At 67.5% G+C, this 14,510-nt stretch carries 16 protein-coding genes; 8 read left to right on the forward strand and 8 right to left on the reverse strand.

Annotated elements, in window-relative coordinates:
* The 8 genes from LRX76_RS00895 to LRX76_RS00930 form a co-directional block, all read right to left on the reverse strand.
* Positions 1-642 carry a glycoside hydrolase family 19 protein gene (locus LRX76_RS00895; protein WP_231800759.1) on the reverse strand — a complete coding sequence of 214 codons (642 nt, stop codon included), beginning with the start codon at positions 640-642 and terminating at the stop codon, positions 1-3.
* A 5-nt stretch (positions 643-647) separates the two neighbouring features.
* Positions 648-914, reverse strand: a complete 267-nt coding sequence (locus LRX76_RS00900; protein WP_231800763.1) for a phage holin family protein — start codon at positions 912-914, stop codon at positions 648-650.
* Entirely contained in the window at positions 911-1,276 is a 366-nt protein-coding gene (locus LRX76_RS00905; RefSeq protein ID WP_231800764.1) for a putative holin, read from the reverse strand. The genes LRX76_RS00900 and LRX76_RS00905 overlap by 4 nt, the downstream gene beginning before the upstream one ends.
* A gap of 2 nt (positions 1,277-1,278) precedes the next feature.
* Positions 1,279-1,491, reverse strand: a complete 213-nt coding sequence (locus LRX76_RS00910; RefSeq protein ID WP_231800765.1) for a tail protein X — start codon at positions 1,489-1,491, stop codon at positions 1,279-1,281.
* Positions 1,491-1,955, reverse strand: a complete 465-nt coding sequence (locus LRX76_RS00915; protein ID WP_231800767.1) for a head completion/stabilization protein — start codon at positions 1,953-1,955, stop codon at positions 1,491-1,493. Before LRX76_RS00915 ends, LRX76_RS00910 begins: the two co-directional genes overlap by 1 nt.
* A 117-nt stretch (positions 1,956-2,072) precedes the next feature.
* Complete coding sequence (gene gpM / locus LRX76_RS00920; RefSeq protein WP_231800769.1) at positions 2,073-2,918, reverse strand: phage terminase small subunit; 846 nt, start codon at positions 2,916-2,918, stop codon at positions 2,073-2,075.
* A gap of 37 nt (positions 2,919-2,955) precedes the next feature.
* A complete protein-coding gene (locus LRX76_RS00925) occupies positions 2,956-3,999 on the reverse strand; it encodes a phage major capsid protein, P2 family (protein ID WP_231800775.1) in 1,044 nt (347 codons plus the stop codon).
* Between the two features lie 45 nt (positions 4,000-4,044).
* Complete coding sequence (locus tag LRX76_RS00930; protein ID WP_231800777.1) at positions 4,045-4,893, reverse strand: GPO family capsid scaffolding protein; 849 nt, start codon at positions 4,891-4,893, stop codon at positions 4,045-4,047.
* 138 nt (positions 4,894-5,031) lie between these two features.
* On the opposite strand from LRX76_RS00930, the gene LRX76_RS00935 reads away from it, so the two are divergent.
* From LRX76_RS00935 to LRX76_RS00970, 8 genes are all read left to right on the forward strand, one after another.
* The gene (locus LRX76_RS00935; RefSeq protein ID WP_231801739.1) at positions 5,032-6,810 is read left to right on the forward strand and encodes a terminase family protein; all 1,779 of its coding nucleotides are present in this window, start codon (positions 5,032-5,034) and stop codon (positions 6,808-6,810) included.
* Entirely contained in the window at positions 6,810-7,814 is a 1,005-nt protein-coding gene (locus LRX76_RS00940) for a phage portal protein (RefSeq protein ID WP_231800779.1), read from the forward strand. Before LRX76_RS00935 ends, LRX76_RS00940 begins: the two co-directional genes overlap by 1 nt.
* Before the next feature lie 1,020 nt (positions 7,815-8,834).
* Positions 8,835-10,367, forward strand: a complete 1,533-nt coding sequence (locus LRX76_RS00945) for an aldehyde dehydrogenase family protein (protein ID WP_231800781.1) — start codon at positions 8,835-8,837, stop codon at positions 10,365-10,367.
* Between the two features lie 68 nt (positions 10,368-10,435).
* The gene (locus LRX76_RS00950; RefSeq protein ID WP_231800783.1) at positions 10,436-10,717 is read left to right on the forward strand and encodes a DUF4190 domain-containing protein; all 282 of its coding nucleotides are present in this window, start codon (positions 10,436-10,438) and stop codon (positions 10,715-10,717) included.
* Positions 10,717-11,487, forward strand: a complete 771-nt coding sequence (locus tag LRX76_RS00955) for a class I SAM-dependent methyltransferase (protein ID WP_231800785.1) — start codon at positions 10,717-10,719, stop codon at positions 11,485-11,487. Before LRX76_RS00950 ends, LRX76_RS00955 begins: the two co-directional genes overlap by 1 nt.
* Before the next feature lie 6 nt (positions 11,488-11,493).
* Complete coding sequence (locus LRX76_RS00960) at positions 11,494-12,549, forward strand: quinone-dependent dihydroorotate dehydrogenase (protein WP_231800787.1); 1,056 nt, start codon at positions 11,494-11,496, stop codon at positions 12,547-12,549.
* Positions 12,546-13,586 carry a UDP-N-acetylmuramate dehydrogenase gene (gene murB / locus LRX76_RS00965; protein ID WP_231800796.1) on the forward strand — a complete coding sequence of 347 codons (1,041 nt, stop codon included), beginning with the start codon at positions 12,546-12,548 and terminating at the stop codon, positions 13,584-13,586. The genes LRX76_RS00960 and murB overlap by 4 nt, the downstream gene beginning before the upstream one ends.
* Positions 13,580-14,482: a DMT family transporter gene (locus tag LRX76_RS00970; protein WP_269450685.1), complete on the forward strand. Its 903-nt coding sequence runs from the start codon at positions 13,580-13,582 to the stop codon at positions 14,480-14,482. The genes murB and LRX76_RS00970 overlap by 7 nt, the downstream gene beginning before the upstream one ends.
* The last annotated feature ends 28 nt before the right edge of the window (positions 14,483-14,510 follow it).

Consider the following 14,510-nt stretch of genomic DNA (forward strand, 5'->3'; position numbering starts at 1 on the left):
TCAGACTCCCAGCAGCTTCAGGGCGCGCTCGGTGCGCGAGATGCGGTCTTCCAGCCCTTCGGGCCGCGCCTTGCTGGTCGCGCTGCCCAGGTTCCACTTCTTGGCTACCCCGACCGTGTTGTTGTCGTCGGCCAGCGGGTTGAAGCCGTTGTCCTTCCAGAACGCCGCCGAGGCGCGTGCCCCATGGGCCGGCTGCAGCAGCAGGTCGGGATCGTCTTCCAGCGGGAGGCCGAGCAATTCGCCGACGCGGCGGTAGTTGCCGCGATGGGTGATCTGGCCAGGCGAGCGCCCACGGAACTTCCAGCCGTCGCCGCTGGCTTCGTCGCCGTTGCCGCCGCGGCCGGCGTACACCCGGCACGCCAATGCCTGCGGGTTGCAGGCGTACTTGGGCGCGATGCTGGCCGGAATGCGCCTGCCGAACACCTCCAGCAGGCGTGGCAGGCGGTAGAACAGGCTTTCCTCGACCTTGGCCAAGCCCAGGCTTTCGTGGCCGATGGTGGCGAGGAAATGCGCCTGCCGGCGGACGCTGGCGATGCCGAACTCCTGCATCGCCGCGACCAGGTGCGGCAGCCAGTACCGCGCACGCGAGTCCGGGCATTGCATGATCGCGGCCAGCAGTGCGGCGGTTAAAGGTGCAGGCATGGCCATCAGTCCTTCTTCATCATGTGGGCGACGTTGCCGCGGGCGCGGCAGGACAGCACCGCCAGCACCAGCAGCACGCCCAGGTTCCAGGGGCTGGCGTGGGCGTGCGGGCCGACCAGCACGATGTGCAGCGCCTGCCCGCCGGTGAAGACGATCAGGATCCAGGCCAGCCATGCGGCGTGGCGGCGATGCGATGCGCCGGGGCGCGGCGTGTAGGTCAGCAGGCGCAGGCAGATGACGCTGCAGGCCAGCGCGGTCAGGAGGTTGATCATGGCGATCCTCCACGGTTGAAGATGCTCTTGAGCAGGCCCTTGAAATCGACCTGCTTGCACTGCTCGATCGCCGCCAGCATCACCGTGACCGCCACGCTGGACACGATGAAGCCCACCACCCCTGTGGATCGGAAGAACCCGCGCTGGATCAGCTCGCCGGCGCCGTAGTAGCCGGCCACGATGCTGATGGCTAGGTACACGAAGCGCTGCCACAGCGGCAGGGTCTTGGCCGAGACGACGAACAGCGTGCCGCCGGCGAACGCGCCGACCAGAGCGTTGCCATCGATGCCCGGCAGCAATGCGGCCAGACCCACGCCGGTAGCCAGCGGGATGATGATGGAGGTGGAGGTGGGTTCGGTCACGGTCAGTCCCAGAGCTGTACCAGCGCCTGCTGGGCGGACGCGGTGGTGGTGGTGATGTCGGGCAGCACGACTTCGGTGCCCTGCGGCAGGAACGGCCCCTGTGCGGCAAGACTGGGGTTCAGTTCGAGGACTTGTTCGACCACGCCGGCGGTGCTGCCGAGGTGGCGGTAGCACAGCGCATCGACGGTGTCGTGTTGCTGGGCGAGCACGCGCATCAGATGAGGTCCACGGTGACGCGGCCGAGGCCGAGGAAATCGCGGATCGCCCAGCGCTGGTTGCGGCGCAGTTCGTCGATCGACGGGGTCAGGTCGTCGGAGCGCTGGTTGGCGCTGTCGGTGGCGTCGTAGCTGCGGTAGTTCTCGGCGATCTCGGCGGCCGCGCAACAGGCCAGGGCGCGCCGGTACAGGAGCACCAGCCGCGAGGCGCCGTTGATCTGCAGCGCGGGCACGTCGGCCAGGGCGGCGTGGCCGGCCTCGACCTGCTGCGCCTTCCAGGCATCCAGCTCGCGGTTCACGGACAGGATCGCCGCTTCCAGCACGGCGACGAAGCGCGGATCGCTGACCGCCCCTTCGATGCGCATCTGCGTGCGCACGTCGGCGGGGTTCACGTCCGGCCAGAAGCCATCGTTGCCGATGGTCTGGGGTGCCGCGGTGCTGCCGTTGGCGATGAATCCGCTCAAGTCCGCTTCTCCGGTCCGCCAAGTCGCCGGTGACCGGTGCCGCACGCGCAAGGGAGAGAGTCCTGCGGATTGGCACCGGGCCGGCGGGGTCGCGGGCTACGCTCGATGTGGCCGGGGTCAGCCGGCCAGTTTCTTCAGGAAGCGCTCGGCGCGCTCCAGATCCTTCTTGCCGCCGCAGCTGCTGTGCAGCGCGATGGCCTGTTTCAGGTTGTCCACCGCACCACGCAGCACGTCCGCCGGCGGCGGCGCGTCATCGCTGGCCGGGCGCAGTACGGCGCGGCCCTGCGCCAGCAACAGCTTGGCGCGGACTTCGTCGGGCATGTCCTGGTTTGCGGTGAGCGCCGCCGCCTTAGCCAGCACTTCCAGGTCGGGGGTCATGGGTTCCTGGCCGGCGGCCAGCGCATCCAGCGCGGCCTCTGCGAATTCCTCGGCGACGATGGTGCCGAGGGTGCGCTTGAACTGGTCGCCCGCTTCCAGCTTGTGCTGGAAGGCATAGGCGGCCAGCTCCAGGGCGCGGGGATAGTTGGCGGCGTCGATGTTCCAGACCAGCAGCGTGGTCAGCACGTCATCCGGCGCACCGGCGTCGGCCAGCAGGACGCCGTCCAGATAGGCGTCGTACTCGCCCACCAGCGTCTTCTTCAGTTCGGCCTTGGCCGCGGTGGACTGCACCTGCTTCAGCCGCAGCCGGTCCTGGTGCAGCTTGGCAAGGTGCTGCTCGTACTGGGTCAGGTCGCCGCGCAGCGCGGTACCCGTGACACCCTCCTTTGCGGCCTGCCGGCGCACGCGGTTGCGCTGCGCGGCGGTCTTCACCGGCGCGGGCATCGGCTGCTGGGCAATGGCCGGCTGTACGCGCACGGCCTCGGCGGCGGCTGCTGCCTTGTCGGCTGCTTTCGCCTGCGCGTCTTCCAGCGCCTGCTGCTTGGCCTGGCGCTTGGCGTGGAAACTGGATCGAGCGATGCTCATGGGGTCGGTCCTCGGTCAGTGGATGGGTGGCAGCGGATCAACCGCCGCCACCGCCGCCCTCTTCCACGGCATCGCCGATCTGGATGTTCTCGATCAGGGCGCCGAAACCGTAGTCCTCGACCACGTAGGCATCGTTGGACGATTCGTAGTTGGCGATGCGGTTCTTCTCCGGCTCCTCCTTCAGGTAGCGGCGGCGGCCCTCCTCCTGCCAGTACAGCGACAGGTTGGACAGGCTGGTGATCAGGATCTTGCCGGTCGGGAAGAACGGCACGCGCAGCGCCGGCAGCCCGCCGAGCTGCTTCTTGGACTTGATGATGTCCGCGGCCAGTTGCTCGGTCGGCGGCAGGTCCTGGTTGACCATCTGGAAGTACTTGTCGTTCAGCAGGTCGCGGCCGACGATGGCCACCAGGCTGGTGTCGTCCTGGTACCACGGGTCGATCAGGCTGTTGACCGCGTCCATCACCAGCGCGTCCAGGTTGGCGTAGTCCGGCGCGGTGCCGCCGATCTTCACCACGTTGGCGGCGGCCCCGGAATCGAGCACGCGGGCGTCGGCATGCGTGCGATACTGCTGCAGCCAGCCGATGTTCACGTCCTGCAGCAGCGGATAGGTGGCGCGGTCGGTAGTGGCCGAGGCCTGCAGGCCGTTGAAGCCAATCATGATGCGATCCAGCGCCTGGCGGCGGATGATGGCGTCGCGCACGCGGGTCTGGAAGTCGGTGAACTTGGCCCAGGCATCCAGCAGGCCATAGGGGATGCCAGTGTCGAAGTTGGTCTGCTTGCACAGGTAGCCGTTGGCGTCAGTGTCGGCGACGTTGATCGGGCTGCGCACGCCGGCGCCGCTGGTATCGGTGCGGCTGGCGATGGTGCTGCCGATGGTGATGCCGACCTTCTCGCCGGCAAGCTCGCGCACGCCGATCATGTTGATCTGCGACAGGAACGCGCTGGATTCCTGGATCCGGGTTTCCAGCGTCTGCTGCACGCTGGGCGTGGCGCTGAACTGCACGGCGGCATCCGCCACGCCGTTGAGCTGTGCGATCTGCGTCAGCATGGCGTTGTACAGGACGCGGGTGGTGTTGCGCATGGGGCTTGCTCCGAAGTCGAATGAGGGGGCCGTGAGGGGGTGGGATCAGCAGTCGGTCAGGGCCTGGCCGCTGCCGCCGGTGGCGGCCGGGCGCTGAGTCGGGTTGGCGGGCTGCTGCGACAGCGTTTCCTTCAGCGCGTTGAAGGCGCTGGCGAGATTGGCCAGGTCGGTGCCGGTCTTGGCCTGCGCTTCGCGCAGCGCGGCGGTTTCGCCTTGCGAGGCCTGCATGAACTCCTGCACCAGACCGGCCAGCTCGGTGAAGTGGGCAGGCTCGCCCTTCGGCTCCGGCTTGTGTTCGGGGTCGGACTTCTTGCCCAGCAGCTTCTCCAAACGGCTGAAGAAGGCGTCGAAGGCGCCAGGTTCTTCGGCGACTTCCTCGAACTCGATCTCGGTCTCTTCGCCGGCGCTGTAGAACTTGTCTTCGTGTTGCTTGCGCAGGGCGCTGAACACCAGCGCTTCGGTGCCGAGGCTGGCCGGGGTATCGGTGACGCCCAGCCCGGTGAGATAGGCCTTGCCGCTGTCGCTGAACTTCGGCGTCAGCTCCATGCTGGTGTAGATCTTCTGCCGCAGCTTGTTGACCAGGTTGAGCAGTTTGCTGGTCGGTTCGATCTGGGCAAACAGCGCCAGCTTCTTCTGGCCGGCAATGGTGACTTCCTCGGCCTTGAGCGCGATCACGTCGCCGACCGGCGGGAACAGCGCATCCTCGCCCGCGGACGTACTGCGGATATGTTCGATCCACACGCGCGAACCGTAGGTGTTCGGGTCGTAGCTGGCCGCCGCTTCCTCGATCCACTTGCGGTCGATGGTGCGGCCATCGACGGTGGCGCCCTCGACACCGACGCGGAAGAACTTGCTGCGGAATTTCTTGGCCTTCGTGCCGGTCTTGGTGCTCATGCTTGCCTCGATGTCCTGGTTGCGCGTGCGCTTCAGGAGTCATCGTGTTCAGCGCGGACAGGTCCAGCAATTCGCCTGCCGTGTAAAACACCGGGCAACAGGAATGGCGGCTGTGTGAATGCCCTTCCCTCGCTCACGCTGGCCAGCGTGAGCGAAACCGTCCAACTACTCCCCCAGGCAGATGCCCGCCGGCAGGCCAAGTTCCTGTACTGGATGGGCTGGCGCGTTTGCGACATCGCCGAGGCCACCTGGGAGAACGAGAAAACTCTACACAGCTGGAAGGCGCGCGACGAATGGGACCGCGCGGACAACATCGAGCGCATCGGCGGGGCGCTGGAAATCCGTCTTATCCAGTTGATCCTGAAGGACAGCAAGACCGGCGGCGACTTCAAGGAAATCGACCTGCTGCACCGGCAGCTCGAACGGCAGGCACGCATCCAGCGCTACCAGGGCGGCGGCAACGAGGCCGACCTGAACCCGGCGGTGGCCAACCGCAATGCCGGCCCCAAGAAGCCGCCGAAGAAGAACGACTTCAGCGAGGAGGAGATCGAGCGGCTGAAGGATGCCTTCCTCGACGGCTGTTTCGACTTCCAGCGCATCTGGCACCGCGAGAAGAATCAGCGCACCCGTGCCCTGCTGAAATCGCGCCAGATCGGCGCGACGTTCTACTTCGCGCGGGAAGCGTTCGTGGACGCCCTGGAGACGGGGCACAACAAGATTTTCCTGTCGGCGTCGAAGAACCAGTCCTTCATCTTCAAGAACTACATGCAGGACTTCGTGCGCCTGGTGCTGGACCGCGACCTGCGCGCCAACGATGACCTGATCAAGCTGCACAACGGCGCCGAGATCCGCTTCGTCAGCACCAGCTCGCGCACGGCGCAGGGCTACCACGGCGATTTCTACTTCGACGAGTTCTTCTGGGTGCCGAAGTTCGCCGAGCTGAACAAGCTGGCCAGCGCGATGGCCACGCACAAGCACTGGCGCAAGACCTACTTCAGCACGCCCAGCACGATGAGCCATGAGGCCTATCCGTTCTGGGACGGCACCCGCTTGAACAAGGGCCGGCCGAAGGAAAAGCACATCGAGATCGACGTGACGCACAAGGCCCTGGCCCGCGGGCGCCTGTGCGAGGACCGCATCTGGCGGCAGATCGTGACGGTGCTGGACGCCGAGCGCAGCGGCTGCGACCTGTTCGACATCGAAGAGCTGCGACTGGAGAACAGCGTCGAGGACTTCGCCAACCTGTACCTGTGCCAGTTCATCGACGACAGCGCCAGCGTGTTCCCGCTGACCATGCTGCAGCCGTGCATGGTCGATTCGTGGGTCGAATGGGCGGCCGACTACAAGCCGTTCGCCATCCGGCCCTACGGCGACCGGCCGGTGTGGCTGGGCTACGACCCGGCCGAATCCGGCGACAGCGCCGGGCTGGTGGTGGTGGGCGCTCCGATCGCACCGGGCGACAAGTTCCGCGTCCTGGAGCGGTTCCAGTTCAAGGGCATGGATTTCGCCGCGCAGGCCGAGGCCATCCGCAAGATCACGCAACGGTACTGGGTGACCTACATCGGAATCGACGCCACCGGCATGGGCACCGGCGTGGCGCAGCTGGTGCGCCAGTTCTTCCCGGGGTTGACCACCTTCAGCTACTCGCCGGAAGTGAAGACGCGCCTGGTGCTGAAGGCCTACGACGTGATCAAGAGCGGGCGGCTGGAGTACGACGCCGGCTGGACGGATGTGTCGCAGTCGCTGATGGCGATCCAGAAAACCATCACCGCCAACGGCCGGCAGGTGACCTACACCGCCGGCAGGAACCAGGCCACCGGCCATGCCGACTTGGCGTGGGCGCTGTTCCACGCCTTGCAAAACGAACCGCTGGAAAGCCAGCACGGCAGCACCAGCAGCACGATGGAGATCCTCTGATGATGACCGACCAGCCGGCGAGCGCGCCGGCGCGAATCGAAGCCTTCACCTTCGGCGACCCCACGCCGGTGCTGGACAGCCGCGGGGTGCTCGACTACCTGGAGTGCTGGAAGAACGGGCGCTGGTACGAACCGCCGGTGTCGCTCGATGGCCTGGCCAAGACCACGCGCAGCAACGTGTACCTGCAGACCGGGCTGATGTTCAAGCGCAACATGCTGGCGCGTACCTTCATGCCGCATCGGCTGCTGTCGCGCGAGGCCTTCGAGCAATTCGCCACCGACTGGCTGACCTTCGGCATGGCCTACCTGGAGCGCAGGGCATCGCGGCTGGGCACGCCGCTGGTGCTGGCGCCAACGCTGGCCAAGTACGTGCGCCGCGGCATCGAACCGGGCCGCTTCTTCCAGGTCACCGGCTGGGGCCAGGAGTACGAATTCGACAGGGGCAGCGTGTTCCAGCTGCGCGAGGCCAACGTGGACCAGGAGATCTATGGCCTCCCGGAGTGGCTGTCGGCCCTGCAGGCGGCCCTGCTCAACGAGAGCGCTACCCTGTTCCGGCGCAAGTACTACAACAACGGCAGCCACGCCGGCTTCATCCTGTACCTGTCCGATCCCCAGGTGAACGATGCCGACGTGGACGCCCTGCGCGAAGCGCTGAAGAGCGCCCGCGGCCCGGGCAACTTCCGCAACCTGTTCCTGCATTCGCCGAACGGCAAGAAGGACGGCATCCAGCTGATCCCCGTCAGCGAAGTGGCGGCCAAGGACGAGTTCAGCGGCATCAAGAACATCACCCGCGACGACATGCTTGCCGCGCTGCGCGTGCCCCCGCAGCTGATGGGCGTGGTGCCGACCAATGCCGGCGGCTTCGGCGACATCGGCAAGGCGGCCCAGGTCTGGGCGATGCTCGAACTGGAGCCGCTGCAGCACCGGATGCTCAAGGTGAACGACTGGATCGGCGAGGAGGTGATCCGGTTCGCGCCGTTCGAGCCGCCCGCGCCGGCCGGCTGACCGGTCCCCTGGCGCCGCCCCGACGAAGCCGCCGAAAGGCGGCTTTTCCATGCGGATCGCCCGAACATGAACGAAATGTTAATAAATGGTGAAATTATCGCCATTTGGACCCTGGCGCGCGCAGTCGTCGCCCCGCCACGCCTGCCCGCTTCATAGGGTGGTTTTTCTGCGACCCTGCGGTGGACTGGCGGGCCGCCGCCACGGCCGTTTCCCGGCAATTCCCCGGGGCGTTGGCCCCTGCGGAACCCTGCGAGAAAGCCGCTTCCTGGCCCTCTCTCGGTAGCCGTGGAAGCCGGGGCAGCCCGACCATTTTTTCAGGTCGCCATCGGAAACGGGTAACAGGGTTACATAGCCCCGCGAAGCATCGGGCAACCCATTGTTTTCAATGGATTTGATGATGCAACTCGGTGCGGTTACTACGGGTTGTTCGGCGGTGGGTTCCGGGTTATCTCATTGATCCACAAAGGGTCGTGAATCGACGTTGGTAACCTGATGAAGAGGTTACATGGAAACTTCAAAATTACCCGAATGTAACCCTCAAGACAGCGCCATATCCCTTTGAATTTACGTGGAAATCCTGCCACTTCTGGCGCCGGATACCTTTGTAACCCGTTTCCGATGGCCACCTGGAATTTCAGGAATTGTGGCGGGGAGCCGTATCCACGCGCATGCCCGCCGACTGCCTCGACGCCGGCTCCAGGGGGTCTCGATCGCTACGGGGATGGCCGGCGGCAAGGCTGGCCAGGCGGATCAGGCGGCGCGGTAGCGGGAACGCGACGGGGCCACGATGTGGATCGGTTCCCGGTGGCGCAGCACCAACCGGGGGTTTAGCGCGTGTCCCCGTGGGGACGCCATACGCAGGAAGCTCCGGTTCGCCGGGGCTTTTTTCGTTTCCGCCCTGGTCGACGACGCGCGCCCGCAGGCCAGTGCGACGAGACGCGCTGGTAGAATGACCGGTCTGGTGAACACCGCGGTCCGCTGCGGTCGCCCACTCCATCCGCGCCATCTCCAGGAGACTTCATGTCCGCAGAGCTGCTCAAGGCCCTTGGCCTGTCCGCGTCCAATTCCGGCACCTACCTGGGCCAGGGCCAGTGGTCGCCCGCCACCGGTGCCGGCGTGCTCGAGCCGCTCAATCCGGCCACCAACCAGGTCATCGCCCAGGTCCAGGCCACCACCGTCGAAGACTACGAGCAGATCGTGGCCCGCGCCCAGCACGCCTTTCGCATCTGGCGCACCACCCCGGCCCCGCGCCGCGGCGAGGCCGTGCGCCTATGCGGCGAGGCGCTGCGCCGGAACAAGGACGCGCTCGGCTCGCTGGTCGCCCTGGAGATGGGCAAGAGCAAGCCCGAGGGCGACGGCGAAGTCCAGGAGATGATCGACATCGCCGACTTCGCGCTCGGCCAGAGCCGCATGCTCTATGGCTACACCCTGCACTCCGAGCGCCCCGGCCATCGCATGTACGAGCAGTACCAGCCGCTGGGCCTGGTCGGCGTCATCAGCGCCTTCAACTTCCCGGTCGCGGTGTGGAGCTGGAACGCGTTCCTGGCCGCGGTCTGCGGCGACATCTGCATCTGGAAGCCGTCCAACAAGACCCCGCTGACCGCGATCGCGACGATGAAGATCTGCAACGCGGCGCTGGCCGAGGCCGGCTTCCCGGACATCTTCTTCCTGATCAACGATGCCGGCACCGGGCTGTCCGAGCGGCTGGTGGACGATGCTCGCGTGCCGCTGATCAGCTTCACCGGCTCGACCCAGGTCGGCCGCCTCGTCGCCGAGAAGGTGGCGCGCCGGCTGGGCCGCAGCCTGCTGGAACTGGGCGGCAACAACGCGATCATCCTCGACGAGAGCGCCGACCTGAAGCTGGCCATCCCCGGGATCGTGTTCGGCGCGGTCGGCACCGCCGGCCAGCGCTGCACCACCACGCGCCGGCTGATCGTGCACGAATCGATCTACGACACCGTGTTGGCCACGCTGGTGAAGGCCTACAAGCAGGTCGAGGGCAAGATCGGCGACCCGACCGATCCGGCCAACCTGATGGGCCCGCTCAACAGCCGCGGCGCGGTCGAGCAGTTCCTGGCCTCGATCGAGAAGGCCAAGGCCGCCGGCGGCACGATCGAGACCGGCGGCACCGCGCTCGACCGCCCCGGCAACTTCGTGCTGCCGGCGATCGTCACCGGCCTGAAGAACAGCGACGAGGTGGTGCAGCACGAGACCTTCGCGCCGATCCTGTACGTGATGAAGTACTCGACGCTGGACGAGGCCATCGACATGCAGAACGGCGTGCCGCAGGGCCTGTCCTCGGCGATCTTCACCCAGAACCTGAAGGCGGCCGAGACCTTCCTGTCGGCCGCCGGCAGCGACTGTGGCATCGCCAACGTCAACATCGGCACCTCCGGCGCCGAGATCGGCGGCGCCTTCGGCGGCGAGAAGGACACCGGCGGCGGCCGCGAGTCCGGCTCGGATGCCTGGAAGGTCTACATGCGCCGCCAGACCAACACCATCAACTACTCCGACTCGCTGCCGCTGGCGCAGGGCATCAGGTTCGACCTGTAGTCGCGTGCAGCCGGGACTGCCCGGCCGCTCTGCCCTCCCCGATCTCGATGCCCCCAAGGAGCGCTTCGATGAACCAAGTCCGCCAGACCAGCACGCTCGCCGTCGTCAGCCTGGTCCTGGGTATCCTCGGCTGGACCCTGCTTCCCTTCATCGGCAGCGTGGTGGCGATCGTCACCGGCCATCTCGCCCGCGCGGAAATCCGCCGCGAACCGGCACGGCTGGAGGGCGACGGCCTGGCGCTGGCCGGGCTGGTACTGGGCTGGCTGTCGGTGGTCCTGTGGGTGGTGGGCATCGTCTTCCTGGTCATGTTCCTGGGCGGCATGGCCTGGCTTGCGAGCATGCATTCGTGATGCAGGGGCCGCAGTCTTCCGTCACCCGCTTCAGCAGCCGGGTCGCCGACTACGTGCGCTATCGGCCCGGCTATCCGCCGGCTCTGATCGAGTGGGTGCATGGCGAACTGGGCGTGCGTCCGGACGCGCTGGTGGCCGATATCGGTGCAGGTACCGGCATTTCCGCGCGGATGTTCCTCGAGGCCGGGCATCCGGTGCTGGCAGTGGAGCCGAACGCGGACATGCGCGCGGCCGCCGAATCCTGGCTGGGCGCGGATGCCGGGTTCCGTCCGGTGGACGGGACCGCGGAGGCGACGACGCTGGCCGATGGCAGCGTCGACCTGGTCAGCGCCGCGCAGGCATTCCACTGGTTCGACACGCACGCGGTGCGGTGCGAATGGCGCCGCATCCTGCACGCCGGCGGGCTGGCACTGGTGTACTGGAACTCGCGGCTGCTGGACAGTTCGCCATTCATGGCCGGCTACGAGCAGTTGCTGCTGGAGTACGGCGTCGACTACACCGCCGTGGCCGAGCGCTACCAGGACGATGCGACCATGCGCGACTGGTTCGGTGCCGGGCTGCGCGGCATCGCGCAGTTCCCCAACGTGCAGCGGCTGGATTTCGATGCGCTGCGCGGCCGGCTGCTGTCGTCTTCCTATGCGCCACTGCCCGACCATCTCCGCCATGCCCCCATGGTCGAAGCGCTGGAGCGGCTTTTCCAGCATCATGCACGCGATGGATACGTCGACTTCGAGTACCGTACGCGCGCCTTCGCCGGCTCGCTGGACTGATCGCGCATGTACGCCCTAGCCCGCCCCCTGCTGTTCGCGCTGGACCCCGAGCGGGCCCATGGCCTGAGCCTGGCCTGGCTGGACGCGGCCCATCGCCTCGGCGCCTCGGCGCTGCTGGCCCGCCGTCCGCCGCCCATGCCCACGCAGGCCTTCGGCCTGGAGTTTCCCAATCCGGTCGGCCTGGCCGCCGGCATGGACAAGAATGGCGAGCACATCGATGCGCTGCTGGCGCTGGGCTTCGGCTTCGTCGAGATCGGCACCGTCACCCCGCGCCCGCAGCCCGGCAATCCCCGGCCGCGGCTGTTCCGGCTGCCGCGGCAGCAGGCCATCATCAACCGCATGGGATTCAACAACCTCGGCGTGGATGAACTGGTGCGCAATGTCGAGCGCGCCCGGCGCGGGCACGGCCTGCTGGGCATCAACATCGGCAAGAACAAGGACACGCCCAACGAGCAGGCCGCGCGCGACTACCTGCATTGCCTGGAACGCGTGTATCCGCTGGCCGACTACGTGACGGTCAACATCTCTTCCCCCAATACCGCGGGACTGCGCGAGCTACAGGAAGAGCAGGCACTCAGGCAACTTGTGGCGCAGCTGCGCGAGGCGCAGGAAGGGCTGGCCGCCCGCCACGGCAAGCGCGTGCCGATGCTGGTGAAGGTGGCGCCCGATCTCGGCGATGCCGACATCGATGCCGCCGCGCGGGTGCTGGGCGAGCTTGCGGTGGACGGCGTCATCGCGACCAACACCACCATCGCGCGCCCGGGGGTCGAGGACAGCCCGCTGGCCAGCGAAGCAGGCGGATTGTCCGGCGCACCGCTGCTGGACCAGTCCACGCTGGTGCTGCGGCGCCTGCGCGCGCGGCTTCCCGAGTCCATCCCGCTGATCGGCGTGGGCGGCATCACCTCCGGCGCCGATGCGGCCGCCAAAATGGCTGCCGGCGCGGCGCTGGTGCAGTGCTACAGCGGACTGGTGTTCCGCGGCCCGGAGCTGGTGCGCGAATGCGTGGATGCCATGCGCCGCCGCCGCGACGGATCGAGCCGAGGGACGGTTTCCACGCCATGAGCCATGCCTGGTCGCTGATCGAGAACGCGTCTCTGAAGCCGCTCAACACCTTCCACGTGGAAGCCACCGCGCCGCTGCTGCTGCAGGTGGACGAGGCGCAGGCACTGCCTGCCGCCCTCGCCCACCCCGCCGTCGCGGGCGAGCCGCTGCTGGCGCTGGGCAGCGGCAGCAACGTGCTGCTGGCCGGCGATCCCGATGGCGTGGTGCTGGTGTTCGGCAACCGCGACATACGCACGCTGGAGCATCGCAGCGACCACGCCATCGTGCGCGCCGGCGCCGCGGTGCCGTGGCACCAGCTGGTGATGGCTTCGCTGCAGGCCGGCCTGTCCGGGCTGGAGAACCTGGCGCTGATCCCCGGCACCGCCGGTGCCGCGCCGATCCAGAACATCGGCGCCTACGGCGCCCAGGTCGACGAGTTCGTGCATGCGGTGGAGGCCTACGACCGGGTCGAAGGCCGCTTCCGCCGGCTCGACCGCGAGCAGTGCCGGTTCGGCTACCGCGACAGCCTGTTCAAGCACGAACCGGACCGCTACCTGGTGGTGGCGCTGGAGCTGCGGCTGCCGCTGCTGGCCGAGCTGCGGCTGGATTACGCCGGCATCCGCGAGGAACTGGCGGCGATGGGCGTCACCCAGCCGGTGGCGGCGGACGTGGCGCAGGCGGTGATCAACATCCGTCGCCGCAAGCTGCCCGACCCGGACCGCATCGGCAATGCCGGCAGCTTCTTCAAGAATCCGGTGCTGCCGCTGGAACAGGTACAGGTGCTGCAGCACGCCTACCCAGGGCTGCCGGTCCATCCGGGCAGCGACGATGGCAAGCGCAAGCTGTCGGCGGCCTGGATGATCGAGGCCTGCGGCTGGAAGGGACATCGCGACGGCGATGCCGGGGTGTCCGCCGACCATGCGCTGGTCCTGGTCAACCACGGCAACGCCAGCGGCCGCGAACTGCTGGCGCTGGCACGGCGCATCGCCGAATCGGTGCGCGAGCGCTTCGGCGTGGTGATCGAGCCCGAGCCGAGGCTGGTGGGAGCGACCTGGTGACCACGGCCCTGCGCGCAGCCCTGCTGATGTTCGCCAGCACCCTTGCGTTCGGCATGATGGCGGTGGCGATCAGGTTGTCGTCGGCGACCATAGGCACGGCCGAGATCGCGTTCTTCCGCAACGCCTTCGGCCTGCTGGCGCTGCTGCCGCTGGTGGTCGGGCCCGGCAGGCCGCTGCCGCGCACGCGCCACCTGCCGCGCTACTTCATCCGCACGCTGATCGGCCTGGCCTCGATGCTGTGCGGCTTCTGGGCCATCGGCAACCTGCCGCTGTCGCAGGCGATATCGCTGTCCTACTCGACGCCGCTGTTCGTCACCATCGCCGCCGCGCTGTGGCTGAACGAGAACGTGCGGCTGCGCCGCTGGCTGGCGGTGCTGGCCGGCTTCATCGGCGTGCTGATCATCCTGCATCCGGGAGGCGACAGCTTCACCCCGGGACTGCTGGTGGCGCTGACCGCGGCGGTGCTCAGCGCGCTGGTGGCGATCCAGATCAAGCAGCTCGCGCGCGTGGACTCGCCCGACACCGTGGTGTTCTACACCTATGTCTTCTGGGTGCCGATGTCACTCGTCCCGGCGCTGTTCCAGTGGACCTGGCCGCAGGGCATCGCCTGGCTGTGGCTGGTTGCGACCGGCGTGTTCGGCACGCTGGGGCAGCTGCTGTGGACGCGTGCGCTGAAGCTGGGCGAGATCTCGGCGCTGCAGCCGATCAGCTTCATGCAGCTGCCGCTGGTGATCCTGTTCGGCTGGTGGCTGTTCGACGAGCAACTGGACATGGCCACCGGTGTGGGCGCGGCGATCATCCTCGGCGCCAATGCCTACATCGCCCATCGCGAGGCCACCCTCGCCCGCCGCGCCGCCACCGGCGCGCCGGTGACCGGTACCAAGCCCGGCGAGTGAGTGACGTGAACCGCCCATGGCGGTGATG

This window comes from Stenotrophomonas sp. MMGLT7 (genome assembly GCF_021168555.1).
Lineage (GTDB): Bacteria > Pseudomonadota > Gammaproteobacteria > Xanthomonadales > Xanthomonadaceae > MMGLT7.